This window comes from Sulfurovum zhangzhouensis (assembly GCF_030347965.1).
GTDB classification, from domain to species: domain Bacteria; phylum Campylobacterota; class Campylobacteria; order Campylobacterales; family Sulfurovaceae; genus Sulfurovum; species Sulfurovum zhangzhouensis.
On sequence record NZ_JAQIBD010000001.1, the window covers coordinates 863,953 to 887,790 of the forward strand.

The 23,838-nt window shown below is 39.7% G+C and carries 29 protein-coding genes; 9 read left to right on the top strand and 20 right to left on the bottom strand.

Translation table 11 applies throughout. From position 1 onward, the window contains the following. Positions 1-12: 12 nt before the first annotated feature. From PGH07_RS04470 to PGH07_RS04495, 6 genes are all read right to left on the bottom strand, one after another. Positions 13-489 carry a type II secretion system protein gene (locus PGH07_RS04470; RefSeq protein WP_289412855.1) on the bottom strand — a complete coding sequence of 159 codons (477 nt, stop codon included), beginning with the start codon at positions 487-489 and terminating at the stop codon, positions 13-15. 109 nt (positions 490-598) lie between these two features. Beyond that, the gene (locus PGH07_RS04475; protein ID WP_289412857.1) at positions 599-1,117 is read right to left on the bottom strand and encodes a type II secretion system protein; all 519 of its coding nucleotides are present in this window, start codon (positions 1,115-1,117) and stop codon (positions 599-601) included. A 147-nt stretch (positions 1,118-1,264) separates the two neighbouring features. After that, entirely contained in the window at positions 1,265-1,789 is a 525-nt protein-coding gene (locus PGH07_RS04480; protein WP_289412859.1) for a type II secretion system protein, read from the bottom strand. Between the two features lie 171 nt (positions 1,790-1,960). Next, positions 1,961-2,473, bottom strand: a complete 513-nt coding sequence (locus PGH07_RS04485; protein WP_289412861.1) for a type II secretion system protein — start codon at positions 2,471-2,473, stop codon at positions 1,961-1,963. A 162-nt stretch (positions 2,474-2,635) separates the two neighbouring features. Further along, on the bottom strand, positions 2,636-2,860 hold the full coding sequence (locus PGH07_RS04490) for a hypothetical protein (protein ID WP_289412864.1): 225 nt from the start codon (positions 2,858-2,860) through the stop codon (positions 2,636-2,638). Between the two features lie 25 nt (positions 2,861-2,885). After that, positions 2,886-3,104: a hypothetical protein gene (locus PGH07_RS04495; RefSeq protein ID WP_289412866.1), complete on the bottom strand. Its 219-nt coding sequence runs from the start codon at positions 3,102-3,104 to the stop codon at positions 2,886-2,888. A gap of 77 nt (positions 3,105-3,181) precedes the next feature. Between PGH07_RS04495 and uvrB the strand changes: the two genes are divergently transcribed. The 4 genes from uvrB to PGH07_RS04515 all read left to right on the top strand — a co-directional run bounded on the left by uvrB (position 3,182) and on the right by PGH07_RS04515 (position 8,643). Continuing rightward, the gene (uvrB, locus tag PGH07_RS04500; protein WP_289412868.1) at positions 3,182-5,155 is read left to right on the top strand and encodes an excinuclease ABC subunit UvrB; all 1,974 of its coding nucleotides are present in this window, start codon (positions 3,182-3,184) and stop codon (positions 5,153-5,155) included. 126 nt (positions 5,156-5,281) lie between these two features. Continuing rightward, entirely contained in the window at positions 5,282-7,363 is a 2,082-nt protein-coding gene (locus tag PGH07_RS04505; RefSeq protein WP_289413091.1) for an RNA degradosome polyphosphate kinase, read from the top strand. Between the two features lie 90 nt (positions 7,364-7,453). Then, positions 7,454-7,978, top strand: a complete 525-nt coding sequence (locus tag PGH07_RS04510) for a gamma carbonic anhydrase family protein (RefSeq protein ID WP_289412870.1) — start codon at positions 7,454-7,456, stop codon at positions 7,976-7,978. Further along, positions 7,978-8,643 carry an EI24 domain-containing protein gene (locus tag PGH07_RS04515; RefSeq protein WP_289412873.1) on the top strand — a complete coding sequence of 222 codons (666 nt, stop codon included), beginning with the start codon at positions 7,978-7,980 and terminating at the stop codon, positions 8,641-8,643. Before PGH07_RS04510 ends, PGH07_RS04515 begins: the two co-directional genes overlap by 1 nt. Here the strand turns inward: PGH07_RS04515 and PGH07_RS04520 are convergent, their stop codons facing one another. The 3 genes from PGH07_RS04520 to rpe are packed head-to-tail and all read right to left on the bottom strand — an operon-like array spanning position 8,644 to position 10,708. After that, positions 8,644-9,453 carry a 3'-5' exonuclease gene (locus PGH07_RS04520; RefSeq protein WP_289412874.1) on the bottom strand — a complete coding sequence of 270 codons (810 nt, stop codon included), beginning with the start codon at positions 9,451-9,453 and terminating at the stop codon, positions 8,644-8,646. Next, a complete protein-coding gene (locus PGH07_RS04525; protein WP_289412876.1) occupies positions 9,437-10,042 on the bottom strand; it encodes a phosphoribosylanthranilate isomerase in 606 nt (201 codons plus the stop codon). Before PGH07_RS04525 ends, PGH07_RS04520 begins: the two co-directional genes overlap by 17 nt. Before the next feature lie 24 nt (positions 10,043-10,066). Beyond that, entirely contained in the window at positions 10,067-10,708 is a 642-nt protein-coding gene (gene rpe / locus PGH07_RS04530; RefSeq protein ID WP_289412878.1) for a ribulose-phosphate 3-epimerase, read from the bottom strand. 236 nt (positions 10,709-10,944) lie between these two features. On the opposite strand from rpe, the gene rpmB reads away from it, so the two are divergent. The 5 genes from rpmB to dbpA all read left to right on the top strand — a co-directional run bounded on the left by rpmB (position 10,945) and on the right by dbpA (position 15,388). Next, positions 10,945-11,151, top strand: a complete 207-nt coding sequence (rpmB, locus tag PGH07_RS04535) for a 50S ribosomal protein L28 (RefSeq protein WP_289412880.1) — start codon at positions 10,945-10,947, stop codon at positions 11,149-11,151. Between the two features lie 27 nt (positions 11,152-11,178). Continuing rightward, positions 11,179-12,309, top strand: a complete 1,131-nt coding sequence (locus PGH07_RS04540; protein ID WP_289412882.1) for a potassium channel family protein — start codon at positions 11,179-11,181, stop codon at positions 12,307-12,309. A 60-nt stretch (positions 12,310-12,369) separates the two neighbouring features. Further along, positions 12,370-13,560 (top strand): bifunctional glutamate N-acetyltransferase/amino-acid acetyltransferase ArgJ, encoded by a 1,191-nt coding sequence (gene argJ, locus PGH07_RS04545; RefSeq protein WP_289412884.1) that lies wholly within the window; start codon positions 12,370-12,372, stop codon positions 13,558-13,560. A gap of 144 nt (positions 13,561-13,704) precedes the next feature. Further along, complete coding sequence (locus tag PGH07_RS04550) at positions 13,705-13,938, top strand: HP1242/YdcH family protein (RefSeq protein ID WP_289412885.1); 234 nt, start codon at positions 13,705-13,707, stop codon at positions 13,936-13,938. A gap of 88 nt (positions 13,939-14,026) precedes the next feature. After that, positions 14,027-15,388: an ATP-dependent RNA helicase DbpA gene (gene dbpA / locus PGH07_RS04555; RefSeq protein ID WP_289412886.1), complete on the top strand. Its 1,362-nt coding sequence runs from the start codon at positions 14,027-14,029 to the stop codon at positions 15,386-15,388. On the opposite strand, the gene PGH07_RS04560 is transcribed toward dbpA, so the two are convergent. The 11 genes from PGH07_RS04560 to PGH07_RS04610 all read right to left on the bottom strand — a co-directional run bounded on the left by PGH07_RS04560 (position 15,385) and on the right by PGH07_RS04610 (position 23,832). After that, positions 15,385-16,002, bottom strand: a complete 618-nt coding sequence (locus PGH07_RS04560) for a DedA family protein (protein ID WP_289412889.1) — start codon at positions 16,000-16,002, stop codon at positions 15,385-15,387. The genes dbpA and PGH07_RS04560 overlap by 4 nt on opposite strands. A gap of 159 nt (positions 16,003-16,161) precedes the next feature. Next, complete coding sequence (accA, locus tag PGH07_RS04565; protein ID WP_289412890.1) at positions 16,162-17,097, bottom strand: acetyl-CoA carboxylase carboxyl transferase subunit alpha; 936 nt, start codon at positions 17,095-17,097, stop codon at positions 16,162-16,164. A 9-nt stretch (positions 17,098-17,106) separates the two neighbouring features. Continuing rightward, positions 17,107-18,324 carry a beta-ketoacyl-ACP synthase II gene (locus PGH07_RS04570; protein WP_289412893.1) on the bottom strand — a complete coding sequence of 406 codons (1,218 nt, stop codon included), beginning with the start codon at positions 18,322-18,324 and terminating at the stop codon, positions 17,107-17,109. A gap of 95 nt (positions 18,325-18,419) precedes the next feature. Beyond that, on the bottom strand, positions 18,420-18,650 hold the full coding sequence (gene acpP / locus PGH07_RS04575) for an acyl carrier protein (RefSeq protein WP_289412895.1): 231 nt from the start codon (positions 18,648-18,650) through the stop codon (positions 18,420-18,422). 137 nt (positions 18,651-18,787) lie between these two features. After that, a complete protein-coding gene (locus PGH07_RS04580) occupies positions 18,788-19,294 on the bottom strand; it encodes a hypothetical protein (RefSeq protein ID WP_289412898.1) in 507 nt (168 codons plus the stop codon). After that, a complete protein-coding gene (locus tag PGH07_RS04585; protein ID WP_289412901.1) occupies positions 19,291-20,256 on the bottom strand; it encodes a hypothetical protein in 966 nt (321 codons plus the stop codon). Before PGH07_RS04585 ends, PGH07_RS04580 begins: the two co-directional genes overlap by 4 nt. Further along, on the bottom strand, positions 20,249-20,926 hold the full coding sequence (locus PGH07_RS04590) for an ABC transporter ATP-binding protein (protein WP_289412903.1): 678 nt from the start codon (positions 20,924-20,926) through the stop codon (positions 20,249-20,251). Before PGH07_RS04590 ends, PGH07_RS04585 begins: the two co-directional genes overlap by 8 nt. Then, entirely contained in the window at positions 20,923-22,104 is a 1,182-nt protein-coding gene (locus tag PGH07_RS04595) for an ABC transporter permease (protein WP_289412904.1), read from the bottom strand. Before PGH07_RS04595 ends, PGH07_RS04590 begins: the two co-directional genes overlap by 4 nt. Then, positions 22,094-22,372: a hypothetical protein gene (locus tag PGH07_RS04600; RefSeq protein WP_289412905.1), complete on the bottom strand. Its 279-nt coding sequence runs from the start codon at positions 22,370-22,372 to the stop codon at positions 22,094-22,096. The genes PGH07_RS04595 and PGH07_RS04600 overlap by 11 nt, the downstream gene beginning before the upstream one ends. Beyond that, entirely contained in the window at positions 22,362-23,036 is a 675-nt protein-coding gene (locus PGH07_RS04605; RefSeq protein WP_289412906.1) for a nitrous oxide reductase accessory protein NosL, read from the bottom strand. Before PGH07_RS04605 ends, PGH07_RS04600 begins: the two co-directional genes overlap by 11 nt. A 61-nt stretch (positions 23,037-23,097) precedes the next feature. After that, positions 23,098-23,832, bottom strand: coding sequence for a nitrous oxide reductase accessory protein NosL (locus tag PGH07_RS04610; RefSeq protein WP_289412907.1), 735 nt, complete (start codon positions 23,830-23,832; stop codon positions 23,098-23,100). Between the last annotated feature and the right edge of the window lie 6 nt (positions 23,833-23,838).

A 23,838-nucleotide genomic window follows, 5' to 3' on the forward strand; every position in this document is an offset into this window, starting at 1 on the left:
TAAAAAAACACTCTATTCAGTTAAGAGTCGGCACTCGCGTGTATGACTATCAGCATCACAATCAAACCTGCTCTTCAAATCAAATGTAAATGTTACTGCAGTACCTAAACTTGGCATTTTGTATACATAAGTTGTATCACTTGATTTTGTCCAGCATCCGGTAAGGTTCGCATTTTTACATGAACGTACGCTGTACTCTAAAATTCTTGGACCGGTATTATCCCCATCAAAGTAATCAAACAAAACCTGATCATATCCCGTTAAACCACCCAAACTTGTAAAATCATCATAAGAACCACGTAAAACACGCTTTTGTCTTTCTATTGCTATAGCACTTCTGATACTGCTTACTGTATTTTTAGCTTGTGTAAGAACGGCATCATCCCTAGTCACTGCAAACTTCGGTATCGCTACTGCTGCAAGTAAACCTATAATCACTATCACGAATACTAATTCCATCATAGAAAATGCTTTTCTACTTCCTACCATTTATAACTCCTTTAGAATTCCATAGTATATCATATAAATAGTTCCAATAACTCAAAAGTATCTTTCTGACAATACTAAAGTAAAATGCATATTCGTAGAAAAATTCCTATTAGTTATTACTACCGATTACATAACCGGGAGTGTCAGGTTTGAACCAGTGTTTTTTCATAAATTCCGAGTACACGATCTTCGCAACATTACTCTTTACCGCACTGTTACCTGTTGTGGTCATACCGGCTTGTCTAATTATGCGTCCTTGTAGATTTGTGAATTCATAAGTCACAGGCTGATATGTAACCAGAATTTCCCCATTACATACATATTCTACAGCGTTGCCATCTAATGCAGGTACTTCCGTAGCAATTTGTGCAATACCATTCTGACTTTCAACAAGTAATGTTCCGGTTTTTATATTCGACATATTTCCAATACGGTCAAAAGTACTATGTTTTGCGTAATATCCTGTAAGTTCCTGTAGTAAAGTAGTTGCTTCCATTTCACATACTTTTGCAGCAGCATCATCTCTATTCCCCGCAAGTTTAGGAAGTGCAACTGCTGTTAATATACCTATCACCACAAGTACTAATATAACTTCAATCATAGTAAATGCAACTCTCTTCTGTACCATGTAGCACCTCCCACTCTTACTATTCTCTATTGTAGCATATTATATTGTTTTAATACAAATGCTTATTTTTTTGAAACCCGCATAACAAAAAGAACAAAAATGAGATTGTTCCCAGGCAAAAAAGCCTGAGAGAAGTAAGACGAAATATTAGTTACCGCCGATGACATAGCCAGGTGAAGCTTTAAACCATGATTTCTCATTAAAATCAGCAAGTGCGATTGTACCTGGGATATTTAATGCAGAAGGAATACCTGCTATGGCAACCATACCCACTTGATTGTGTATAACACCATTTGCATCAGTATAAGTACTTGATTCTGCGGTATAAGTAACAATAACATCACCGTTACAAGCGTATGAAATTCCTGTAGCATCATTTACAGCAGGAACCGTACCTGCAACATTTATGATACCATTTTGACCATTTCCAGATGTTTCTGTAATACCTATACGCAAGTTTGACATTCTTTCAATATTATCAAAATATCCATTCTTAGCATAAAATCCTGAAATCTCCTGTAGAAGTGTTGCTGCTTCGTTTTCACATACTTTTGCTTCCGTGTTAGCTCTATTTGCAGCTAGCTTGGGGATAGCAACTGCTGCTAATATTCCTATCACGACAATCACAAAGACCATTTCTATCATTGTAAATGCTTTTCTACTCCCAACCATATAAATCCCTTTCTCACTATATAGTATATTTTTATATTTTAGCATATTATATAGTTAAAATTCAAATGATTATTTCTGTGGACTAAACATAATAAAGATAAAAAAAATTGATAAAAAGAAAAGAAGGAGAATGTTCCCAGGCAAAAAGCCTGAGAGGAGTGAAACTAAATATTAGTTACCACCGATCACGTAACCAGGAGCAGCTTTATACCATTCTCTGTTTGTGAAGTCAGCATTTAAGATTGTACCTGGTACATTCGATGCAGCTGGAACAGTTGCAGTTGTAACCATACCTACTTGATTGTGAACAACTGCATTTGCATCAGTATAAGTACTTGCTTCAGCAGAATACGTTACAACAACATCACCGTTACAAGCGTATGAAATTGTTTGACCATCTACAGCTGGGATTGTACCTGCAGCTTCAGCAATACCATTTTGTCCATTTCCTGATACTGTAGCAACACCTACACGTAGGCTAGACATTCTTTCAATGTTATCAAAGTATCCATTTTTTGCATAGAATCCTGAAAGCTCTTGTAGAAGCGCTGCTGCTTCATTTTCACATACTTTTGCTGCTGCATCATCTCTATTTGCTGCTAGCTTAGGGATAGCAACTGCTGCCAAAATACCAATAATAACAATTACGAATACCAATTCGATCATAGTAAATCCGCGTCTCATATTTAACTCCTAAATAAAAAATTAATACCAGTTCATTAACTGGACGAATACCATTATAAGTCTTCTAACCTTTAACTAATCTAAAACTTCAATTTTTTTGAAAACAAATCAAAAATTTATAGAAGTCTTTTAAAAACTTAGTAATTTAGATCACGAGGAATCTTAAGAGAGACTATCCAAAGTCTCAATAAGGAGTTCTATCTCATTTTCATAAGATGTCGCCTGTTTTGCCAGGCGGAGATAAGCCCTTAGCAGGGCATCGGGTTTGTTGTCTTTAAACAGCTCAACTCCTGCTTCTTCCAAGTCCTTATAAACAAAATCAGCAAAATCATCTTCCAAACTTATATTATAACGATTGCCGGAGATCGTCAGTCCAACCTGTTTCATAGCAGTTCCTTTCGCTGTTAAAAGCTTAATCTAGCAATGTTTCAACTTGTGCAATGATCTTTTCGATCTCCGCATCTTTCTCTTCAAGTTCACGCTTTAAACTTTCAATCTGTGAAGATTGTGCTTCTTTGGAACCCGTAGCATTTTGCAATTCGATCTTCAATTGAGCATTTTCACTTTTAAGCGCTTCGAAATCCACTCTCCACTGCTCGATCTTCTCTTGTAGTCTTTGTAACGCAGACATACACTTCTCCTTGATATTTGGTTGTGATATAATAGCAAAATTTTAACAAGAAACAAGAGAGAAAAAAAAGGTATTTTGTGTCCAAATTTTGTGTAAGCAGTCCTTATAAACCTTCCGGAGATCAGCCTGGTGCAATAGAAGCTTTAAGCAACTCTATCTTGGCAGGCAACCGCTATCAAACGCTGCTGGGTGTAACAGGTTCAGGGAAGACATATACCATGGCAAAAGTGATCGAAAAAACACAAAAGCCAACCCTCATCATGACACACAACAAAACACTGGCTGCACAGCTCTACAGTGAGTTTAAAGCCTTTTTCCCCAATAACCATGTAGAGTACTTTATCAGCTACTATGACTACTACCAGCCTGAGGCTTATCTTCCAAGACAAGATCTTTTCATCGAGAAAGACAGCTCTATCAACCAGGAGCTTGAGCGGTTAAGGCTCTCTGCAACAGCTTCTCTACTCAGTCATGATGATGTGATCGTCGTTGCATCAGTCTCTGCCAACTACGGATTGGGTTCTCCTGATGATTATAAAAGTATCGTGCAAAAGCTCTGTATGGGTGAAGAGTATGACCAGAAAGCATTGCTGCTTAGACTGGTCGATATGGGATACAAACGTAATGATGAGTATTTTGACCGTGGAAACTTCCGTGTCAGCGGGGAGGTGATTGATATCTATCCTGCTTACTCTGAGGAGTTTGCTATCCGTATAGAATTCTTTGGTGATGAGATCGAGGATATCTATACATTCAATTCACTGACCGGGGAAAAAGACGAGCACAAAAAAGAGGTTACTATCTACTCAGCCAACCAGTTCATCGTAGGCAAAGAAAAATTGGCCCGTGCTATCAAAAGTATCGAAGAAGAGCTGGATGAAAGACTGGCTTTTTATCAAAAAGAGGAACGGCTTGTAGAGTATAACCGTCTCAAACAGCGTACCGAGTTCGACCTTGAAATGCTGGAAGCTACAGGTATATGTAAAGGGATTGAGAACTACTCCAGACACCTTACAGGAAAAAAACCTGGAGAAACTCCTTACTCTATGATGGATTATTTTGAAGCAATGCATGATGAGTATCTGGTGATCGTTGATGAATCCCATGTCTCACTTCCACAGTTTCGCGGTATGTATGCCGGGGATAGAAGCCGTAAGGAGGTACTGGTTGAGCATGGCTTCCGTCTGCCTTCAGCATTAGATAACCGTCCGCTCAAATTTGATGAGTATATTAACAAAGCGCCGCACTATCTTTTCGTCTCTGCGACACCTGCACAGATCGAAGGAGAACTCTCCTCGGTCACTGCTGAACAGGTCGTTCGTCCTACAGGGCTACTCGATCCTGAAATAGAGGTCATTGACAGTACTTATCAAGTAGAAGATCTGCATGACAAGATGAAACCCGTGATTGAAAGGGGCGAACGAATACTCGTCACTGTACTGACCAAAAAGATGGCTGAGGAACTGACAACCTACTATAATGACCTGGGACTTAAAGCACGCTACATGCACTCTGAGATGGATGCGATCGAACGTAACCAGACGATCCGTTCACTTCGCCTTGGTGAATTTGATATCCTGGTAGGAATCAACCTGCTTAGAGAAGGACTTGACCTGCCTGAAGTAAGTCTGGTAGCGATCCTTGATGCAGACAAAGAAGGATTCCTCCGCTCCACCACTTCACTGATACAAACATCGGGGCGTGCAGCCAGAAATTCCAATGGTAAGGTACTGATGTACGCCAAAAAAATGACTGAGTCGATGAAAACTACTATTGAAACTACACAAGCAAGACGCCAAAAGCAGATGGCATACAACAAGGCACACAATATCACACCAAAGACTACGGTCAGGGAACTTGATACCGATCTCAAAGTCGAAGATGCCGGTGAACTCTATAATAAACGCAGTAAACTGGACAAAATGCCCAAAGCCGAACGCCAAAAAGTGATCAAAGAGCTCAAGGCCAAGATGCTTGCAGCAGCCAAAAATCTCGAGTTTGAAGAGGCGGCAAGACTGCGCGATGAGATCGCTAAGATTAAAAAGCTTTAGTATAAAGTTATCGGGCAATTTTAAACTTTTGTTATAATACGCGTAATAAAGAATGTGAGAATATAATCGTATAGCTTAACCATTTTGCCTATTTTCACAGTAATGACAAAAGGATGTATCGTGTCAATGGATCTGAATTCATCACAACTCTATTTTAACCGTGAACTTTCATGGCTGCAGTTCAACTCCCGTGTACTTGCACAAGCACTTGATGAGAACCTGCCGCCGCTTGAGAGACTTAAATTTATTGCAATTTACGGAACTAACCTTGATGAGTTCTATATGATACGTGTAGCCGGGCTTAAATCTCTCTACTCAGCACGTATTCAGGAGACAGGTCCCGATAAGCTTACTCCAGGTGAACAGCTTGAAGAGATACGTAACTATCTTCATAAAGAACACGAGATCCTTGAGTCATGCTACAACTCAATCGTCTCAGAGCTCTATACTTATGGTGTCAATATCAAAAATTACAACAGCCTGAACGATAAAGATCAGGCACAGGTCAAAGAGATCTTTTTAAATGAGATCTATCCGGTTATTATCCCGATCGCCGTAGATGCGACACACCCTTTCCCTCATCTTAACAACCTCAGCTTCGGTCTGGCACTGACGCTCAAAGATGACTCCGATCAAATCAAGCATGGTCTTATCCGTATCCCGCGTATCTTATCGCGATTTATACAGTTGGAACATACATTCGTACCGATAGATACTGTTGTTGAATACTTTGCATCAGAACTCTTCCCTGGGTTCAAATGTATAGCCTCTACTCCGTTTAGGGTCACTAGAAATGCTGATATTGAGATTGAAGAGGAGGAAGCGGATGATTTCCTTGAGATCCTGCAAGAGGGTCTACGTTCAAGAAATAAAGGATCATTTATCCGCCTTGAGCTACTTGCAGGCGTAAACGATGACTTGATGCAGTTTTTGCTTTCTTATCTCAATCTTGATCATGAAGATATATATCCGTACAAATCTATCCCTCTTGATCTTGGAAGCCTATGGCAGATTGTAGGGGAAAACTCTTTATCACATCTTGTGTTGCCAACCTTTACTCCGAAGATACTACCGCCACTTGACCGTGAAGACATCTTTAAAGTAATAGACAAACAGGATATTCTGCTTTACCATCCGTTTGACAGTTTTGATCCTGTAGTCAAGTTTATCTCTCAAGCAGCGGCAGATCCTGATACACTTGCCATCCGTATGACACTCTACCGTGCCGGTCCAAAGTCACCCATTGTCAAAGCATTGATCGATGCAGTAAGAGACGGTAAGCAAGTCATGGTACTGGTAGAGCTGAAAGCACGTTTTGATGAAGAAAATAACCTCCGTTGGGCGAAACTGCTCGAAGAAGTAGGAGCACATGTCGTGTATGGAATCCCAGGGCTCAAAGTACATGCAAAGATCGCGCAGGTAATCAAACGCAAAGGTAAAAAACTGCAAAGTTATGTACATGTTGCAACTGGAAACTATAATCCAAGTACAGCAAAGATCTATACAGATATCTCCTACTTCACATCCAAAGAGGAGTATGTCAAAGATGCGACAAACTTTTTCCATTTCTTGACAGGGTTCTCTACTTATACAAAACTTGATACGCTTTATATGGCACCAACGCAGATCAAACCAAAACTGCTTCGTCTTATCGAAAAAGAGAGCCGTTACGGTAAAGAAGGGCATATGATCCTCAAGGCCAATTCACTGGTAGACCAGGATATTATCAAAGCGCTCTATAAGGCTTCTCAGGAGGGATGCAAGATCGATCTTATCATCCGGGGGATCTGTTGTTTGAAACCCGGAATTAAAGGTGTGAGCGAGAATATCACAGTACACTCCATTATCGGTAAATACCTTGAACATCCGCGTATCTACTATTTCAAACATGCAAAGACCAAATGCTATATAGCCAGTGCCGACCTTATGCCACGAAATCTGATAAGACGTGTAGAAATTATGACACCGATCACTGAAGATCATCATACACAAAAGATCATTCAGATTTTGATGCTTCAGCTGGCTGATAACCACCTCAACTGGAAACTTCAACCGGACGGAAATTATGTCAAAGTACCTGTACTTGGAAAATTGGTAGACAATCATAAGATTCTTGAGGACTATACCAACAAAGTTCACAATAAATCAAAAAAAGAGACACCGGACTATGTCAACCGTCTGGCGAATCGACTGCTCAAAGAGAGTTAATAACGTCTGAGCCGAAAGGCGAAGCTTTAGTGATAGGAATTGAAAAGGAGCTTTGCTCATTTTCAAGGAGAAAGAAATAAAGGAGAGTTAATGTTAATAAAATTTAAAGAGTGGACACCGAAACTAGGCAAAAATGCCTGGATCGCAGAGGGTGCGACAGTTGTAGGACGTACTACTATGGGTGAAGACAGTGCGATATGGTTTGGTTGCGTGGTACGTGGTGATGTACACTATATCTCTATCGGGGACCGCACCAATATACAAGACCTCAGTATGATCCATGTCACCCATCATAAAAAAGAAGATATGAGTGATGGTCACCCTACTATTATCGGGAATGATGTTACTGTGGGACATAGAGTAATGCTGCACGGTTGTACTATCGAAGATGCCTGTCTGATCGGAATGAGTGCGACAATCCTTGATGGTGCGGTTATCGGTAAAGAATCAATTGTAGGTGCGGATGCCCTTGTTACCAAAAATAAGAAGTTCCCTCCAAGAAGTCTCATTATGGGAAGTCCTGCAAAAGTGGTACGTGAGCTCACGGATGAAGAGGTAAAAGAGCTCTATGCTTCAGCACAACGCTATGTAGCTTTCAAAAACGAATATCTATAATGAAACAGATCATTACAAAGAGTCTCCAGGATATCCTCAGTCCATCAGTCATTACCTTTGTAATTAAAATTGCCATACTTTCACTGGTAAGTACTTTTATACTCAGCTGGTTTGTATGGGATCTGCTCTCTGGACTGATCTCAGCTTATGTTAGCTGGATACCGTGGGGGTGGCTTAATGCTATCATTACTTCTCTAGCCTCAGTAGTCGTAGGATATACCCTTTTTATCATAATGGTATCACTCCTTACTGCTCTCATGAGTGAAAAATTACTGATCACATTGGCAAAAAAACACTATCCTTCCACACCAATCGTAGGAAGTGCCGATATACGTACTTCGGTGCTGATAACATTGAAGTCAAGCGGTATTTTTCTTGGATTGTTTATCCTGCTGCTTCCACTGATTTTCATACCGATCTTAGGTCAAGCAGTGATGCTCTATCTATGGTCCATCCTGCTCAAGGCACCTACAGTTTATGATGTCGGTTCTTTATTTATCAGTGATAAGAAAGTACTCAAAGAAAAAAGTAAACAATCCACGCTCATCGCAATGATCGGATCACTCTTTAATTATATCCCGTTACTCAATCTCTTTGCTCCGGTATTTGCACAGGTACTTTTTTTACACCATCTTTTAGCAAAACAAAAAGTATGGAGTGAATGATCACTCATCGGATGAATTCTTCACTTCCTCTTTTTTCTTAGTACGCGCTTTCCTGCTAGAGGTTGAAAAAACGATAAGGTCATCAGCACTTCTCACATAGTCGGGTACAGTCTCAAAACTCTTTCGCATTACCTGGTATGCACAATAGGCATCACTATAGGCTCTATGGTGAGTTGCCATATCAATACCCAAAAAATCAATCAGATAAGCTAGACCGTAACGTTCACTTTCAAAGGTACGTTTTGCCAGATCAATCGAACAAAGCTTTGGGTTTCCTATATTACCCAGTCCAAAACGTTCAAAAGAAGCACCCAAAAAACTATAATCAAAGTTGGCATTGTGTGCTACAAATACTGCATCACCCATAAAGTAACGTAATTTAGTTAAAGCCTCTTTTCTACTGGGTGCACCGATCAAGTCTTGTGGTTCTATCCCAGTGATTTTAGTAATATACTCCGGTAAAAAAGCACACTCTACAAAAGTTTCAAAACGATCGATGATCTGACCGTTTTTTACCATCACTGCACCTATCTCTATGATCTGAGAATCCCCCGGTTTACTTCCATTGGTCTCAATATCGATAACACAGTAATGCTGTTCATAATAAGGTGTGAAGTAGGTATCTAACTGATAGCTCTCATCTTCTCGTTGTGAGATAGGATAGCCGGATGCCTGAAGAAGGATAAAGATCGTATCGGCATCTTCTAAAAGTGTTGTATGCTTGATAGCAATATGCTCATACTGCTCTGGCGTCAAGACACCTTTATGCTGACGAAATGCATTGGTTAGTTCCTCAAAAACCTTTTGCATTAGCGATAAACTGCTCTACTTTCTTAGGATCTTTTTTCCCTTTGATAGACTCTACCCCTGAACTTACATCAACACCGTAAAAGCCGTATTTTTTTACTTCTTGAATGTTTTCCGGGGTTAACCCGCCTGCCAAAATGATCTTCGAACAATCTACATCTTTGAACCACTCGAGATTAAGACGTTCTCCTGTTCCTCCATATACGTCACTATGTACATCCACCAAACGGTATCTGTGATCAAATTTTTTGATATCCTCCGGACTCTTTACCCGTACAACCGGAAGAACCTGTTCATTCAACTGATCTAGTGACTCTTCATCAACTTCAAAATGTATCTGTGCTCGGGAAATATCAGTATATTTACAGATCGTATCGATCGTCTCTACTCCTTCATTGACAAATAAGCCTACCGTTTCAACAAAAGGAGGCAATTTATCAACAATCTTTTTTGCCGCTTCAGGGCTGATATATCTTGGTGACTGATTATAAAAGACAAACCCTAATGCATCTGCACCGCACTCTACGGCATGTAATGCATCTCTTAAGTTAGTTATACCGCAGATCTTTACTCTTAGTTTTCTATTTTTCACTTACACAACCCCGCTCTGAACAATTTATTTTAATGATGCTATCGCTTTTGCTACACCCTCAGGATGCTTATAAACATAAGATCCTGCTACAACGACATCTACACCTGCAGCTTCCAACTCTTTTACATTCACATCATTAACCCCGCCATCTACTTCGATCAGACATTTTGGATTTCTCTTTTCAATGAGTTCCTTCAAACGTTTAGCTTTTTCTATTACAGATGGAATAAATTTCTGTCCTCCAAATCCCGGATTCACACTCATTAAAAGTACCATGTCGATATCTTCAAGTAAAAACTCGATTGCTTCGGGAGGCGTATGAGGGTTAAGTACAATCGCAGGACGTATCCCTAGGGATCTGATCTTCTGGATCAATCTATGCGGGTGTTTCTCCTCTTCTATATGAAAGGAGATAAATCCTGGTTTTAATGGTGCAAAAAGATCTACAAAGAAAGTATTGTTCTGTACCATTAAATGAATATCAAGTGGTTTGGTAGCAGCTTTTGCTACAGACTCTACGACAACAGGTCCGATCGTAAGATTGGGAACAAAGTGCCCATCCATCACGTCCACATGCACAAGATCACATCCCCCCTCACAGATCGCCTCTACATCCTTTGCCAACTCTCCAAAATTTGCCGATAATATACTCGGTGCAACTAACATACTAACCCTATTATGATATAATTTATAGTTATTATAACGAAATATAGATGATAAGCTGCCAAATATCGGGGTGTAACGGGCAATAATGATGAAAAAATTGTTCGGACTTTAGTGTTAAATGAACTGATTGTATATATTAAGCAAAAATTATGGTCATTTACTCTATAATCGCACAAAATGTTCACCTTTTTACATATGAAGGTTGAATTTATCTATTATTATACAAAGGAAATATCATGGCAAGAAGATGTTCAGTATCTGGAAAAGGTCCACTTGTTGGATATAACGTATCACACGCTAACAACAAGACAAAGAAAAGACAACTTCCAAACCTTAGATCAGTAAAGATCACACTTGAAGACGGTACAACAAAAAGAATTAAAGTTGCTGCTTCTACACTCAGAACAATGAGAAAGATAGCTGCACAAACTGCAGCTAACTAGTATCCCACTCCGTCGGGATACAAGCCTTTGGGTCCTATCCAAAGATTCAAAAAGTTTCTCAACTGGAGAAGCGCCCCAAAACCGCATATAACACTAAATGATGAATATTACAGTCATTTAGCTCCATTTAGACTCCCACTTATTCTTACTGTACTTGTAATGTTAGCCGGTACGATGGGCTATATGATCATCGACCATTTCCCTCTGATGGACGCGATTTATCAAACAGGGATCACATTTACTACAGTTGGATTTGGAGAGATCCAACCCATCTCGGATGCAGGACGTATCTTTACAATTACGTTGATTATCTTCGGCTTTGTTGTTTTCTCCATAGCCGTGGGTATCATTGCAGAGGTGGTCAAAAAAGGTGAGTTTCAAAAAACTGCTAAGGAGCGTAAAATGCTTTATGAGATCGCAAGACTAAAGCAGCATTTCGTCGTATGTTATCACAACGAATATACTATTCAGGTGACAAAACATCTTAGAGCAAACCACATTCCTTTTGTGGTGGTGGATCCAAGAGAGGATCTTGAAGAGGTAGCTAAAAAGTATCACTATCCGTACTTTGTATCTGCTGAACCGCATACTGAAGAGGGGATACTTAAATCGCACCTATCCTCAGCAAAAGGGGTCATTGCCCTAGCTGACAATATCGCTGACAATATTGCTACGATCGCTTCGGTACGCCTCTATGAAAGTGAGATTCACAGAGGACAGCCTTACCTTATCATTGCCAATGCGAGAAGCAGTGAAGATGATCAGAAACTACTTAAACTAGGTGCAGATAAAGTTGTAACAGCAACCAAACTTCTTGCACAGCGTATCAATGCGATGGCGGCACGACCGGATATGGAAAACCTGCTTCAGGAGTTTCTTTATAAGCAAGATACTCCTTTGGATATGGAAGAAGCCAAAGTCTCAAAAACCTCATGGCTGGCGCTTAAGAAAATCAAAACAGCAAGGCTGCGTGATGTTGCCAACGTAACGATCATCGGTATCCGTCAAAAAGATGACAAGTTTATTCCAATGCCTAACGGAGAGACGATCATCATGCCAAAATCTAAGCTTTTGCTTATCGGTACAAGTGAAGGGATCGCTAAAGCGAAAAGTTTGATCAGGCGTAAAGAAAAACCCGAAGAGTTAAGGTACGTTTAGAATACCTTTTCTCTTACTATCCAATTATTCATATACTATTTATCAAATGGAGAATTAACAATGTATAAAATCATACCTTTAGACAAGGGGCTGGAGAATGTTCAAGGATTTTACTGCGGATCAACCAATGTAGGATTGCGAAAAAATTCAGAAGACGGTGATGTAGCCTTTATCCGTTCAGAGGTCCCATGTGATGTTAGTGCGACCTTTACTCAAAACAAATTTCAGGCTGCACCGATCAAACACTTTCAAAAGTACCCAAAAAACTTTCAGACAGACTTTGTCCTGATCAATGCAAAAAATGCCAATGCCATGACAGGAGATAAAGGAGTTGAAGATATCGATGCCCTTATGTCAAAACTCTCGGCAAAGATTGATGTCCTTAACCCTGTTATGTCTTCAACCGGTGTCATAGGCTACCGTTTGCCTTTAGATAAGATTGCTTCAGCATTTGATGCATTTGATTTCAATGGTAAGGACTCTAACAAGGCTGCACGTGCCATCATGACCACAGATAGTTTCAAAAAAGAACTGGCTTTTAAAGTAGAGCTTGAGAATGGGGAGAGTTTTAATATCGCCGCGATCTGTAAAGGCGCAGGAATGATCAACCCTGCTATGGCTACCATGCTCTGCTTTATTACAACAGATGCTGATGTGCCTAAATCTGATATGGATACATTACTTACAGAAAGTACAGAGCAATCATTCAACCGTATCTCAGTTGATGGTGATACCTCTACAAATGATACTGTCATGCTGCTTGCGAACAAAACTTCAGGGAAATACCATAAGGAAGCGTTTAAAGAGGCTTTGGAGAAGATCATGTTCGAGCTTGCGATGATGATCCTCAAAGATGGTGAAGGTGCCAACAAACTGGTAACATTTGAGGTTAAAGGAGCAAGAACGATAGAGGAAGCACGTACTGCTAGTGTCGCACTTTCAAACTCATTACTTGTAAAAACAGCTCTCTTTGGAGAAGATCCAAATTGGGGACGTATCGCTTCAACGATAGGTGCATCCGGTATCGCATGTGATGATGAGAAACTCGTGATCCATTATGATGACTTACTTATCTATGACTGTAACAATAGAGAGCTAGATAAAGTACGTGAAGACAAAGCCTATGAAATCATGAAGAAAGAAAGCTTTAAAGTGACTTGCGATATCGGGCTCGGAGATGGTACATATACCTCTTATGGGTGTGATCTAAGCTATGAGTATGTCAAGATAAACGCAGAGTATAGAACATAAATAATATCTGTTAAGGACTTTAGTGGTTTTTTACCACTAAGGCCTATACTATTTTATCTACAAAAAATATGATAACTTCACTTCTCTCAATCTCTTCTAATCACAAAATAGATAAAATAGTATAAATATTTACAGGAGTAGACTATGCTACACGAATATAGAGATGAAATTAGCACTCTAAAGCAAGAGAATGCACACTTTGCAAAGATCTTTGAAAAACACAATGAACTTGATCAAATGACAACTGATGCAGATGAAGGAAGACTTCACCTTTCAGATATGGAACTTGAAAAAATGAAAAAAGAGAAGCTTCTTTTGAAAGATGAAGCACTCAATATGATCCTTAAGTACAGAAAAGAGCAACAAGAAAACGCTTAATTCTTCAAAATCTAACGGGCGTTGTAGCCCGTTTTTATACACTCTCTCTTTATATAAACTTTTTTAAACTATCTTTACGAAGAACACTATGACATATTTTAATACAATCAGCGAAATACCACTTGCCCTCTTAGACATACTTGAAGATCTTCACTTCACACAGATGACGAAAATACAAGAAGAGAGCATTCCTGCTATACTTGAAGGTAGAGATCTTTTCGCACAATCCAAAACTGGTTCAGGTAAGACACTTGCATTTGGTTTACCTGCCGTTATACGTACGGATATAGCAGCTAATAGACCACAAACACTTATCATTACACCTACCCGTGAACTTGCTGAACAAGTTGCGACTGAACTAAGAAAGTTAGCTGCTTACAAAGCCAATCTAAAGATCCTTACACTTTATGGTGGTGTACCCTTACGGTCACAAGCAGACTCTTTGGCAAAAGGGGCACATATACTTATAGGTACACCTGGTAGACTCAAAGATCATTTAAGCAAACATACACTGGAACTTGATAATATCAGTACACTTATACTCGATGAAGCTGATAAGATGCTGGATATGGGCTTCTATGATGATATAGTCAGTATAGCCTCCAATATACCAACACCCAGGCAAACACTTCTTTTCTCAGCAACCTTTCCTAGCAAGATTGAACATCTGAGTAAAAAGCTACTCATTAATCCACTATCGATAAAAGTAGATACACTACAAGAAGCTGGTAAAATTGATGAAATTGTCTATGAAACCTCGGATAAGTTTCATGCGCTCATCACTCTGATCAATTCATTCAAACCAACTTCATTGCTTATCTTTTGCAATACTAAAGCCGATGTTGTTACTCTTGCTGAAAGACTTCATGCACTTGGTCACTCCGTCATTGATCTGCAAGGGGATTTGGATCAAAGGGCCCGCAATGAATCTATCATTCTTTTTTCCAATGGCTCTAAACGTATACTTGTTGCTACAGACGTTGCTTCAAGAGGTCTGGATATCAAAGAGATAGAACTGGTGATTAACTATGACCTTCCTTTTGACAAAGAAGTTTATACGCATCGTATAGGACGTACAGGACGTGCAGATGCTTCAGGTATAGCTCTATCATTGTATACGCCTGAAGAGAGCTCAAAGTGTCATTATATCACCTCAAGAGCACGTAAGGGTATGCTAAAGGAATTGCAAACTGACAGTAAGTATAAAATGCAATCAGACTTCGATACTCTCTGTCTTAACGGAGGGAAAAAAACAAAGCTTAGAAAAGGTGATATACTAGGTACACTCTGCAAAGAAATTGGTATTGGCACAGAAGAGATAGGCAAGATAGATATCACAGATAGTAATGCCTATATTGCACTAAACCATAATGTGATAAAAAAAGTACAAAAAGCACTGAAAACTGTCAAGATCAAAAAGAAAAAATATCTTTCCTGGATACTGGACTAATCATTATCCAGAATTTTCTTGCGTCTTTTATGTCTTACGACATAAAAGAGAGTAATAAGTATTACGCACAGTAGTGCGATCAGTGTCGCTGAACGCAGGTACTCTGAAATAAGCTCTTCTTGTGATCCCAACAGGTATCCCAGCGATACCAGGACTATCACCCATATACCGGCTCCAAGTCCTGTATACAAAGAGAACTTTCCAACATGCATTCTTGCCAATCCTGCAGGCAATGATATAAGCTGGCGTATACCGGGAATAAGTCTGCCGTTAAATGTAGAAAGTTCTCCATGTGTTTGAAAAAACCGCTCAAGCTTTTCCATCGTCTCTTCTTTGATAAAAAAATATTTGCCATATCGTAGAATAAATGTACGCCCTACGTAAATTGCTAAATAATAGTTGAAGAGTGCTCCTGCCACAGAACCTAAAATACCGGCAAAAACAACACCATACAGATTCATTTCACCTCGATATGCAAGGTAACCAGCCGGGATCATTACAATTTCACTCGGGAAAGGGAAAAAAGTACTCTCAAGAAACATGAGCAGAAAGATACCGATGTAGCCAAGATCACCAATATAAGAAACGATAGTTTGTGCTATTTCATGTAACATTTTTACTCTATTATTTTTTAGAAGATTAAAAAGCGACTAGTCGCTTGAGCCTCCTGATAAAGGAGAGTGGAACATAGTGTCAACATTCTCTTGTAAAAAGAGTTGTCTAAATAACACGTTTATACAAGAGATACAAAACAGACAGAGTCTGTTTGCATTTTATTCAGAAAAAGCACCAACAGCAGTTAATCTTTGATAACGTTGCTCAAGAAGTTCATCTACACTTAGTCCTCTAAGCGCCTTTACATTTTCTAAGAAGTAGTTCTTGATCACTGTAGCCGCTGTATCTTTGTCACGATGCGCACCAATAAGCGGTTCTTCTAGAACATCATCTACAAGCTTATGCTCATACAGGTCATTTGGAGTGATCTTCAATGCTTTAGTTGCGACTTCTACTTTACTTGGGTCATTCCAAAGAATTGCAGAACATCCTTCAGGAGAGATGACTGAAAAGACTGAGTAACGCATCATTGCAAGCTTATCAGCTACACCGATTGCCAAGGCACCTCCTGAACCGCCTTCACCGATCACGATGGAGATCATTGGTACTTTTACTGCTGCAAATTCAAAAAGGTTTTTAGCAATCGCTTCACTCTGTCCACGCTCTTCTGCACCTAAACCAGGATATGCACCCGGAGTGTCAATTAACATCATTACAGGAATATCAAACTTTTCTGCAAGCCTTACTGCACGCAATGCTTTTCTATACCCTTCAGGATTTGGCATACCAAAGTTTCTTTTGATCTTGTTCTTCTGCCCTCGCCCTTTTTGTTCTCCGATTACCATTGCTTTTTGATCACCGATCCAGCCAATATAACATAAAATAGCCGGATCATCACGGAATGCACGGTCTCCATGGATCTCATATGCATCATGCATGATCTCTTTAATATAATCAAGAGCATAAGGTCTATCCGGATGACGTGCAAGTTGAAGTTTTTGAAAATCTGAGAGTGCACCAAATGTCTTGTTTACCTCTTTTTCCAAATCACTTTGTAGTCTCGCTACAGCATCCATATTGGCGATGGCATATGCAGAAACAATCTCTTCTTGTATCTGCTCGATCTTCTTCTCAAACTCTAAGTATGTTGCCATCTTATTCCCTTATATCTTTTTGAAGATCACTACGCCGTTTGTTCCACCAAAACCAAATGAGTTACTCATTACAATATTAAGATCAGCTTTTCTAGCCTCATTTGGTACATAGTCAAGATCACAGTTCTCATCCGGAGTCATGTAGTTAATTGTCGGAGGAAGTACACCGTCTCTCATTGCCATAAGACATGTTACAGCTTCAATGGCACCTGCTGCACCAAGACAGTGACCGATTTGTCCCTTGATAGAACTTACAGGAGGACAATTCTCTTTACCGCCAAAAAGCTCTTTAAGTGCTGCAGTTTCATTCTTGTCATTTGCCGGAGTCGAAGTACCGTGTGCATTGACATAATCAACTTTCGGTTCACCTGCCATTTTGTATGCCATTTGCATAGCTCTAAGTGGACCATCCATCGAAGGTGATGTAATGTGACTTGCATCACCACTTTCACCGAACCCGATCAGCTCTCCGTAGATCGTTGCACCACGTGCAACAGCATCTTCATACGCCTCAAGTACCAATGCACCTGCACCCTCACCCATAATAAATCCGTCACGATCTGCATCAAACGGTCTTGATGCAGTTTGCGGATCATCATTGCGTGTAGAAAGTGCTTTCATTGCAGCAAATCCACCGATCCCTACTTCACAAATCGCAGCTTCTGCACCTACTACCAACATTTTATCTGCTGTACCTACCATAATACTTTTTGCAGCTTCATTGATCGCATGTGTACTAGCTGCACATGCAGTAACTGCTGAAAGGTTAGGACCTTTTAGTCCTTGATAGATAGAGACAAATCCACCAAGCATATTCACTAATGATGAAGGGATGAAGAATGGAGAGATTCTCCTTGGACCTTTGCTTTCACAGATTACAGAGTTCTTCTCAATGTTTGGCAATCCACCGATACCAGACGCAGATACGACACCAAATCTCTCCATGTCAGTATTTTCAGGGATTTTAGCATCATCCATTGCCTCTTGTGCCGCTTTCATTCCAAGTTGAATAAACCTGTCAGCTTTTTTCGCTTCTTTTGCATCCAGAACAGTAGACGGATCAAAATCCGTGATTTCTCCTGCAATCTTCACTGAGTGGTTCTCTGTATCAAATGATGTGATCTCTTTGATACCACACTTACCCTCGACCATTGCAGCAAATGCGCTCTCTTTTTCAAGTCCTAGAGAGTTGATCATCCCTAAACCTGTCACTACTACTCTTCTCACTATCTCTCCTGTACAAATAAGATATATATTAACATTTCAAAAAATGCTAAGATCTATCCTAAAATCACCCCGACTATGGGGGTGAGACGGGCTACTTACTGAACACTCTCGATGAACTTGATTGCATCATTCACTGTAGCGATTGCTTCAGCTTGATCATCAGGAATTTCGATATCGAACTTCTCTTCAAGTGCCATAACAAGTTCTACTACATCTAGGCTGTCAGCACCAAGGTCTTCAACAAACTTAGAATCTTCTTTTACCTCGTCTGGGCTTACATTAAGTTGCTCAACAACTACTTCTTTTACGTCATCAAATAGTGCCATTTGATTGCTCCTTATAAGTTTAAAATACATCTAAGTATAGCTAAAAAATGATAAAAAGGAGTTAGATGAAAAATCAAACAAGGAAAATGTCTGCCACATCACTTACAGACGTTTCGGTATGTTACTAAAAAGTTACATTATGAGGGACCTAAAAGTGATTTCTTAACAAACGGATCATGAAGATTTTTCCCCTGCAACATCAAAAGTTTCATCTCTTCATAGGGGATAAAACCCTCTTGCTTATTCTCATATGCTGCAAATCCATAACCCATAGGAGAAGGAGCAGTACGTATATACCACGCTTTATCTACATCGATCCAATGTCCCGTATCCAATGTTTTGGTAATGCTCTTTTGTGTTGTTATCGTACGGTTCTCCAGCCAAAGTACCAAACATCCGATATCATCAAAAAAATAGGTATCACCCTCCGGTGTGATAATCTGTGCATTATACTCCATTACTTCGATATCCATACTACACTCTGAACATTGATACTCTTTGGGCTTGATCACTATAGGTTCATAGGCCGTATTTCCTTTGAAGACATATCGTGCCCCCTGGTCAGTTCCTAAAGAGAGCAATAAAATGATAATAATAGCAATCACAATTACAATGGTAAGAAGATTGAGCATAAACGTTTTCATAAAAAAACTCCGTTCTTAAGATAATAGATACCGACATAGCTGCTGCATAGCAATACAAATAAAGTAAGCAATCCTATCGAAACTTTTTTTAGTTTCAGTGCATTTTTTCCAAATACTCCTTCAAGTACTACACTTTCTATAGCTAAAAACATACCCATAAAAAGAAGTCCCCAGAGAATATATCCTACATAAAAGTACTCTGCTTGAAGCATACAAAACGGACACCTGTGCGTAGGAAGTTCATAGATATAAGTACCAAAAAAATAAACGATACTATAGTAAGCAATAAGTCCGAAAAAGAGCATTACTGCTACCCGCATAACATAGCGTTGGGAATGAAGCATCAATACTGAAAGAATATAGAGTAGATAAAAAAGTATCAAAAGCTTCTTTATATCAAGACCAAAAGGAAGTGTATTCCCCCCAAGCTCCCCAAAAATGACTGAACAGCAACTCACCGGTTTGGTAGTTTCTATATGACTAAAGTATAAGATATCTAGTACTACCTCTACACTCAAAAGTATAAAGATCAAAAGAAAAAACCACGACTTAAGCTTCATATAGGGATAGCTCTTCTCTCCTAGATCAATGCGGTTCACCCTAAGCCATAGACCACTTACAAAAAGTATCATGATCTTTAAAACCAATAAAGGATCGCCATACCCATTCGCATCGATCACACCTGCTGCGCACATTGCTCCAGGTACTAAGACAGAAAGTGAATCAATAGTATAGGCAAAATAAGGAAGAAGAACTATTTTGAGGCCAAGTACAAAAAAGATAATACTCATCACCAGATAGGAACGGTTCTCTAATACAAACTGCTTCTCAGTAAAGTGATCAAAGTTCCATCCCTTCAAGATACCTACAGTAGCAATCGCTGCAATCAACAGCAAAATATAAAGCACTATCTCAGAGAGGAGATAGGTGATCACCTCGTTGCTTAGAAAGATCTCATTCACTGCTGCTTCCTATTGCCCCATCTTCCATATGTATGATACGGCTCTCAAAGGGCAATTTGTCAAAAAGCGGATCGTGTGTAGCCACAATAATCGTTTTTCCTGTTTCATGCAGTCTTTGAATCATTTCAATAAACTTAAGTGAGTTTTCCCTATCAAGGTTGGCCGTTGGCTCATCACAAAGAATGATCTTAGGGTCATGTACCAAAGCCCTTGCGATAGCACAACGCTGTTTCTCACCTCCTGAAAGCGAAGAGACATCCTGAGATGATTTATGCTGGATCAAGGCACGCTGCATAGCCTGCTCTGCCATCAAATGGATGGTAGGCATATCTAAACCACTGTTGATCAAAGGAATGATCACATTCTCTTCCACACTTAATGATTCTAACAGGTTAAAATGCTGAAACACCACTCCGATAATCTTTGCACGGTAAGCTGATGCATGCAGATCAGGCAGTTTAGAGATCAGTTCACCATCTACAACGATCTTCCCGCTACTTGGTCGGTCAAGCGCAGCAATAAGTGAAAGCAGTGTTGACTTCCCGCTCCCACTAATACCGCTTAGTATCACACATTCACCCTCTTTCACCTCAAGGTCAATAGACTTCAGTGCTGCAAAGAGCTCTTTACCCTCACCAAATGTTTTACTTACACCTTCAATCTTTATCATTGCATTGCCTCTTTAGGTGGGATCACAGCGATCCTCCATGCAGGGATCAGTACAGCTGTAAAAAAAGGTACCGCATAGAGTAAAAAGATAGATCCAAGTACACCAAACTCTATCGTCGGGATCAACCGTACTTCATTGGATAGATTTGCACCGCCCAAAAAGATCTCGATCAAAATTGGAGCTCCCAGGATAAAGACATAACCGTATGCGACTACTACACCTATGATAAAACTTGTAATGACAAGGATCAATGTCTCATAGAACTTCAACCTCAAAATATCTTTGATACTCCAGCCAACCGCTCTTAAAATACCTATCTCTTTTCGCTCGTTAGAGTAGACCATAGAGTATCTTTGGTATAAGATCAGCATAAAAGTAAGCAGTGAAATAATATAGAGAATTAAAAAAATACCCCCCTTGTAGTTATAGAGGTTCTCATACGCTTTTTGAATCTCCCTTTTCTCCACTACTCTCATATCATAGTCCAGTAGATGCAACTTACTTATGATATTGTCCCACTCTGCATCATTGGGAACATTAAAAGTAATATCCGTGACCTCATCTTCCCCCAATCCAAAAATCTCCCGTGCAAGCTCAATAGGCATAATAATCATATCATTGGTAAACAAATTCAGTGAGTTGGGCAAGACCTCATAAATCTTCACCTTTTTAAATACTCCATGAGGTGTCTTAAACGAAAAGCTGTCTGTATAGTAATGTGTTTGAAAAAAAGTTTTCACCCCCTTTCCTACGATCATACTGTCCGTACTGAAAAATTGCTTGAGATCGACATCTTTTAACAATACTTGCAATGCTTTTGCACTCTGTTCTTCAAAGAAATCAATACCGACAATCAAAAATGACTCTTCACCAGGTGCATAAAAGTAACGGCCGTGAACACGAGGTGTCACATCCGATACCCCCTCGATCTCAATGATCTTATCAACCCATGCAAGCGGTGTCTTTACAGATCTGCCTGCCTCGATTTTGTTTACTGTAAAATCTGCTTGTTTAGCAAGTGTATCCTGCAACGTATGCTGAAGAGATGTCGAGATAAAGAGTACCGAACTTACCAGTGTGACCATGATGACAGAAATCGACATAATACCCATGTGTTTGATCTTCTGTTTAAAAAGCAGCAGAGTAAGAAAATGTAAAAACGGATACTTATTCAGCATAGACAAAATCCATTCTATTCAGTGATTGCATTTGAGGAAAAACAGGATGCTCTATCTTTTCACCCAAAACGTTTGGTTCATAAAATGCAGTACTAAACGAAGGTGATGCGAGACCGGTTACTGCTACAACCTGAGAAAAAGCTTCTTTTTGCGATGTTCTATCTACACAGAGATAGTGACTGACTGTCAGAGTTGCCAACACAATCAAAAAACTTACCATCCATAAGAACTGCTTGATCAACTGCGTAAACCTCTTATTAAAGTCCATCCAATGCCATTACCATGGCATCAGTGATCTCATTAAAGTGTAATATCCTCTTTCCTTGGTGTTCACGACTAAATGTCTTTGCATCATCCAATGTAATAAATGGGATAAGTTCCCGTCCCATCGGTCCATACACGTTAGAATCATAAACATAAAATGCCGACTTCGCATCAATTGCTTCCAAGCTATAGTAATCAGTTACTTTCATCATAGTGATCCTATCACGTTCAAAAGGGAAATTACCATCAAAGATATAGTATTTCATCATATCTTTTACCCCATCGAAATAGTAAGTTTGTTCTTCATCATGAGTTATCAAAGCGGCCCACTTAGGATACTTAGCAACGAACATCCCGCAGACAGGGCACTTGGCACCCTGAGGTACATGGATATGTCCTTTTTGAGCCTTCATACTTCCGTCACTGATATAGTAGGCAACTGCTTCCAGTTGGCTCGGTGAAAGAGACGGACATGCCTGTGAATCCTTGATCTTTTGGATCAATAGGTCAATCGTGCCGGTAGCTGACGGCAGATTATCAATCTTACACATATTTTTGACAATCTTCTCACCCTTTTGGGTCAGTTTGATCACTTTAGCCTGACTGATATCATTGGCAAAAAGAGGAAGTAAAAGTATTATAAAAAATATAAAAATCGTTTTTTTCAAATGACACCTCTCAAGAGCGTAGGGGAACCCGATCTCTTGTTATTTAGGCAAAGTGTAGCATCTATCTGCTTTGAAGATAAAGCCCGATAGCCTGCAGCTGCTTAGGATTTAATTCTTCGCAGAGTTTATGAGTGAGGATAAATGCTTTAGCTTCAGCTATAGAGTCAAACTTTTCATCTGTCTTTTGACACTTGTTACTATAGAGTGTTTCCCCCATCTCACGCATTTCATCGCGCTTTTGGCTAACAATATTACAGTCATTTTGAAACTCTTCCTGCGCTTTTTGAAGTGCACCGTCAAAATCTGTCAGTTCCCCTCCATTGATTTTTGCAAAAGCTTCAGCGTCTGCTTTTTGAGCAAACGCATATTTACTGTTCATGCTCATCGTACCTTTTTGGCTGCTGCCGACAACATAATATGCCTTCTTTGCATCAATGAACGTTAAGCTGATGACATCCACTACTTTGATTTCTGAAAGCTTGAGCCCCTTTTGAACATCCTCAGCCAGACAGTGTATCGAACAATACTGTTTTACTTGACCGTTGATGGTAGCTGCATGATTGGTCTTATAAAACATAGGCAGGTTCATACCACAGTTCGGGCAAAATACTTTTGCATCTCCTGATTGAAGGAGTATTGCTTCAGAGGGTGATACACTCTGAAACATCTTCATCATCTTTTTAGGTTTTGATTCTTGCATCTTGCCTCCGCATTTACCTGCAGCGCACTTCATCTCTGCCTGTAAAAGACTTGCTAATGCCATCAGAGCCCATACCATGACTAAAACCTTTTTCATCTATAC

Bases quoted from the DNA above. Each gene is read 5' to 3' on its own strand.
- PGH07_RS04470 (WP_289412855.1), bottom strand. From the start codon at position 489: ATGGTAGGAAGTAGAAAAGCATTTTCTATGATGGAATTAGTATTCGTG.
- PGH07_RS04475 (WP_289412857.1), bottom strand. From the start codon at position 1,117: ATGGTACAGAAGAGAGTTGCATTTACTATGATTGAAGTTATATTAGTA.
- PGH07_RS04480 (WP_289412859.1), bottom strand. From the start codon at position 1,789: ATGGTTGGGAGTAGAAAAGCATTTACAATGATAGAAATGGTCTTTGTG.
- PGH07_RS04485 (WP_289412861.1), bottom strand. From the start codon at position 2,473: ATGAGACGCGGATTTACTATGATCGAATTGGTATTCGTAATTGTTATT.
- PGH07_RS04490 (WP_289412864.1), bottom strand. From the start codon at position 2,860: ATGAAACAGGTTGGACTGACGATCTCCGGCAATCGTTATAATATAAGT.
- PGH07_RS04495 (WP_289412866.1), bottom strand. From the start codon at position 3,104: ATGTCTGCGTTACAAAGACTACAAGAGAAGATCGAGCAGTGGAGAGTG.
- PGH07_RS04505 (WP_289413091.1), top strand. From the start codon at position 5,282: ATGGATCTGAATTCATCACAACTCTATTTTAACCGTGAACTTTCATGG.
- PGH07_RS04510 (WP_289412870.1), top strand. From the start codon at position 7,454: ATGTTAATAAAATTTAAAGAGTGGACACCGAAACTAGGCAAAAATGCC.
- PGH07_RS04515 (WP_289412873.1), top strand. From the start codon at position 7,978: ATGAAACAGATCATTACAAAGAGTCTCCAGGATATCCTCAGTCCATCA.
- PGH07_RS04520 (WP_289412874.1), bottom strand. From the start codon at position 9,453: ATGCAAAAGGTTTTTGAGGAACTAACCAATGCATTTCGTCAGCATAAA.
- rpe (WP_289412878.1), bottom strand. From the start codon at position 10,708: ATGTTAGTTGCACCGAGTATATTATCGGCAAATTTTGGAGAGTTGGCA.
- rpmB (WP_289412880.1), top strand. From the start codon at position 10,945: ATGGCAAGAAGATGTTCAGTATCTGGAAAAGGTCCACTTGTTGGATAT.
- argJ (WP_289412884.1), top strand. From the start codon at position 12,370: ATGTATAAAATCATACCTTTAGACAAGGGGCTGGAGAATGTTCAAGGA.
- PGH07_RS04550 (WP_289412885.1), top strand. From the start codon at position 13,705: ATGCTACACGAATATAGAGATGAAATTAGCACTCTAAAGCAAGAGAAT.
- dbpA (WP_289412886.1), top strand. From the start codon at position 14,027: ATGACATATTTTAATACAATCAGCGAAATACCACTTGCCCTCTTAGAC.
- PGH07_RS04560 (WP_289412889.1), bottom strand. From the start codon at position 16,002: ATGTTACATGAAATAGCACAAACTATCGTTTCTTATATTGGTGATCTT.
- accA (WP_289412890.1), bottom strand. From the start codon at position 17,097: ATGGCAACATACTTAGAGTTTGAGAAGAAGATCGAGCAGATACAAGAA.
- acpP (WP_289412895.1), bottom strand. From the start codon at position 18,650: ATGGCACTATTTGATGACGTAAAAGAAGTAGTTGTTGAGCAACTTAAT.
- PGH07_RS04580 (WP_289412898.1), bottom strand. From the start codon at position 19,294: ATGAAAACGTTTATGCTCAATCTTCTTACCATTGTAATTGTGATTGCT.
- PGH07_RS04590 (WP_289412903.1), bottom strand. From the start codon at position 20,926: ATGATAAAGATTGAAGGTGTAAGTAAAACATTTGGTGAGGGTAAAGAG.
- PGH07_RS04595 (WP_289412904.1), bottom strand. From the start codon at position 22,104: ATGCTGAATAAGTATCCGTTTTTACATTTTCTTACTCTGCTGCTTTTT.
- PGH07_RS04600 (WP_289412905.1), bottom strand. From the start codon at position 22,372: ATGGACTTTAATAAGAGGTTTACGCAGTTGATCAAGCAGTTCTTATGG.
- PGH07_RS04610 (WP_289412907.1), bottom strand. From the start codon at position 23,832: ATGAAAAAGGTTTTAGTCATGGTATGGGCTCTGATGGCATTAGCAAGT.